Consider the following 1,976-nt stretch of genomic DNA (forward strand, 5'->3'; position numbering starts at 1 on the left):
CCCGTCTTTGACAGTTTTGAAATATAAAATACCCTTCAAACCCCGTGTTTTAGCGGCTTTGGAGGGTATTTACATTTCGTTTTGAAACTAAAAAAATAGTATTTTATTTTCCCTTACTTTGTTTTTTAATTGTTCTCATTTGACTCTTTGTTATAAATTCAAAATCTGTATTAAAATGACAAATCTCATGTAGCTTATCTGTAAGCTCCGTTCTTTTATATAACGGTATAAAACCTTGCTCTTTCACATATCCAAAATTAAAATCCTTTAATGTTTTTAGAATATCTTCACATGTATATTTGTGTTCTAAAGCTTTCTCAAGATATCTGTAAGTAATCAATGCTAAAAAACAAGTTAAGAAGTGAGCCGTAATTCTGTCAACTCTTTGTAAGTACACAGGCCTTGCATCAAACTCGGTTTTCATAATTCTAAAGCACTCTTCAATTTGCCATCGCTTTTCACTTATACTTAGTATTTCACTTACATTATCGTCAAGTAGGTCTGTTGAGACAGCATACATACCGTCATACTTAGTTTCTTCATCTATTTTATCTGTATTAAGAAAGTTATGTACATTTGCCTTTTCTCCATCATCAGTCACTGCAAGGCTGCTAATAAACCTGGCAGGGTCACTAGGATTTCTTCTTTCTTTTTTGATGCTACCTTTTTCAAGCATTAGCTTAGCTCTGTCAACTTGTTTTTCTCTAATAGTTTTTTGGTATTTGGCATATTTAGGTGAATATGTGATGATAAGCCTCTGAGATAAATCCTTAGGTGTATACGGAGCATCTTTGTAATATATAGCCTCATCATCCTTTGATATTTCTGATAAATCTACTACTTTATCATCTGACAAACGTTTAAATCCTTTAGTGTCTAAAGCCCATTGTCTATCTTGTGCATTAAGCTTTTTTATAGATTGTGTAACGACAAAGGCTCTTTCGCCCATATGATTGTATTTTCTTATTTTTTCCGAACCTAGTCCTGCATCGCTACAGTAAATAAACTTTTGACAATCAAACTCGTTTAAAATCTTTTCTTCAAGAGGTTTAATAGAGGTTTGCTCATTAGCATTACCCGGAAATAGAGAAAAAGCAAGAGGAATGCCGTCACCATCCATAAACATCCCCATTTGTACTATAGGATTTGGTCTGTGTTCCTTACTTTTGCCATATTTCTTAATTCCGTCTTCATCTTCAATCTCAAAATAATAATTGGTGCAATCATAAAAAAGAATCTTATCATTGCGTTTTCCTAATAAGTGGCTGTTTTTATAAGTTTCAGATTGTATAAGGTCACATTCTTTAGCAAGTACATTTAAAGAACGGTACACGTCATGTAGTTGGTAAGACGGTGGCTCCAAAAAGTCCAGTACACATTTATAACTTGAGCGTTTGCTGGAAGGTTCAAGTATTCTTGAATAAATCAAATCTGATAAAATCGAGTTGATATCAAACTTGAAGCTATATTTATCCCTTATCTTTCTGCAAACTTTATCTAAGCCAAGTTTATAATAAAAGTATTGCAAAAATAGGTATCCCCCACGATAGAAGACTTGTTGTTGAGGTTGAAGTCTTTTATTGGAGTTAAAAGAAATATTTACTGTTTTTTCTTCTTTATATTTTTGTGTTTCAAGTTTTGCCTCAGCACGAGCCCATTCCATTACATCATCTCTGGTAGGTCCATGCTTTTTTAATAAATCAGCAAGCGTACCAAGTTTGCGTACATTAACAGAGGTGCTAACACCTTTGTCATTGATGAAACTTTTAGAAATATAGAATGACTCAGCATTTTTTGATTTTGATGTAGTAACTTTCATATGAAACCTCCAACTCCCATTATACCAAACAATACTATGAAATACTATATAATAAAGCGAAAATTTTGACAAATTTTTCAACTAAGAAATGTAGACTATATGCGGGTTGTAAGACTTTTTTAAGGCTTATTTATGTAAACAAACTGTCAAAGACCCG

At 32.7% G+C, this 1,976-nt stretch carries 1 protein-coding gene; it reads right to left on the reverse strand.

What is annotated here, in order from left to right:
* Nucleotides 1–103: 103 nt before the first annotated feature.
* Nucleotides 104–1,819, reverse strand: a complete 1,716-nt coding sequence (locus tag HMPREF0381_RS14020) for an IS1634 family transposase (RefSeq protein WP_008752674.1) — start codon at nucleotides 1,817–1,819, stop codon at nucleotides 104–106.
* Nucleotides 1,820–1,976: the final 157 nt, after the last annotated feature.

The organism is Lachnoanaerobaculum saburreum DSM 3986, assembly GCF_000185385.1.
GTDB lineage: Bacteria > Bacillota > Clostridia > Lachnospirales > Lachnospiraceae > Lachnoanaerobaculum > Lachnoanaerobaculum saburreum.

Coding starts and splice junctions, on each gene's coding strand:
- HMPREF0381_RS14020 (WP_008752674.1), bottom strand. CDS start 1,819: ATGAAAGTTACTACATCAAAATCAAAAAATGCTGAGTCATTCTATATT.